The organism is Nibrella saemangeumensis, from assembly GCF_039541915.1.
GTDB classification, from domain to species: domain Bacteria; phylum Bacteroidota; class Bacteroidia; order Cytophagales; family Spirosomataceae; genus Nibrella; species Nibrella saemangeumensis.
In genome coordinates this window covers 1-1,490 of record NZ_BAABHD010000048.1, presented here as the reverse complement: position 1 = coordinate 1,490, position 1,490 = coordinate 1, and the positions used below count along the sequence as shown (strand labels likewise).

Below are 1,490 nucleotides of genomic sequence, written 5' to 3'. Positions count from 1 at the left end.
CGCCGACTCAGCAAAGATTATGAATGTGACTGTTCATCGGCCGAATCCTTTGTGTATCTGGCGAACATTTATCGCATTAGCCGTAAAATTTAAACAGGTTCTAAACCATACGGCAATATCCTGGACTTTCGCTCGCAACAGGATGCCGTAAATCAGGCGATTGCGCTCTTCTCGGGCGAGGACAACGGACGAGCCAAAGAAATTTGGCTGGTTGACCCCGCGCCCGTGGTGATTGACAAATACCAGAAGGCCGTTGAAGCCTTAGGTGTATTTATGCACCAACACAATCTGGTTAGCGAACCGGAGGAAGTCTATAACCTGAAAGGGGATGCCGCCCGAATTGCCTTTGTCAAAAATTTCAAGGAGGTACAACGACTAAAAACTCAGCTCGACCAATACACCGATTTAGACGACGCACAACAAGCCCAGATTGAGGCCATTTTGCCGGAGCAAACCTTGCAGGTGTTCAGAAGCTCATATTTAGAAACGGCTAAACAGTTAAAGGAACTACAGCAAAAAGAAGGGGAGCAGGCACCACCCGACATTCAGCAACTGGATTTTGAGTTTGTGCTTTTTGCGTCGGCCGTGATCGATTACGATTATATCATGAACCTGATTGCCGACAGTACCCAAACGAAACCTGCCCGGCAAAAGATGACCAAAGAACAGGTGATAAGCCTGCTGAGCGCCAACGCCAACCTGATGGACGAGCAGGAGGATTTGACGGACTATATCAACGGGCTTGACTGGAACAGCGGACAGGATACGACGACCTTAACCAAAGGCTACGACCAGTTTAAGGCAGAGAAAAACCAAAAGGAGCTGACCAATCTGGCCCACAAACACGGCTTACAAACGGCGGACCTGAAAGCCTTTGTCGATGGTATTATGAGCCGGATGATTTTTGATGGCGAAAAACTCACCGACCTGTTGGAGCCGCTGGCGCTAAGCTGGAAGGAACGCCGGGTAAAGGAACTGGCCCTGATGGAAGACCTGGTGCCCCAATTGAAAAAAATGGCCCAGGGGCGTGACATTGCCGGATTAGCTGCTTATGAGTAAAACCAAGCCAACACCACCGCAACTGAACGAAGCCGCGTATGCAGAGATAGTAAACCAGGCGATTAGCCAAATCCGCACGGCCCGTATGTTGATTGCCCGACAGGTAAACAGCAGTACGCAATCGGTTTACTGGAATCTGGGAAAGTTGCTTTCCGAAAAACAACTGGAAGAGGGCTATGGCAGCGGTGTGATAAACCAATTATCCATAGATCTGAAAAACGAGTTTCCGGATATGGGGCTGTCTCCCCGTAACTTGTGGGACATGAAACGCTTTTATGAGCGGTATCATCAGGCCGATACAAAACTGCGACAAGCTGTCGCAGTATCTCAGTGCTGGACACTGAAGAAAAAGATGCGGATGGGAATCTTCAGCGGCTTGGCCAACTGCTTCATCAGCCAATCTATGAAATGTTCTATTGTGCTCACTTGAT

The 1,490-nt window shown here is 48.9% G+C and carries 2 protein-coding genes; both read left to right on the top strand.

All coding sequences use genetic code 11. The features are described 5' to 3' along the window. The first annotated feature begins 117 nt into the window (after positions 1-117). The gene (locus ABD949_RS18250) at positions 118-1,059 is read left to right on the top strand and encodes a type I restriction endonuclease subunit R, EcoR124 family (RefSeq protein ID WP_345245588.1); all 942 of its coding nucleotides are present in this window, start codon (positions 118-120) and stop codon (positions 1,057-1,059) included. Further along, complete coding sequence (locus tag ABD949_RS18245) at positions 1,052-1,489, top strand: DUF1016 N-terminal domain-containing protein (protein WP_345245586.1); 438 nt, start codon at positions 1,052-1,054, stop codon at positions 1,487-1,489. The genes ABD949_RS18250 and ABD949_RS18245 overlap by 8 nt, the downstream gene beginning before the upstream one ends. Position 1,490 lies beyond the last annotated feature (1 nt).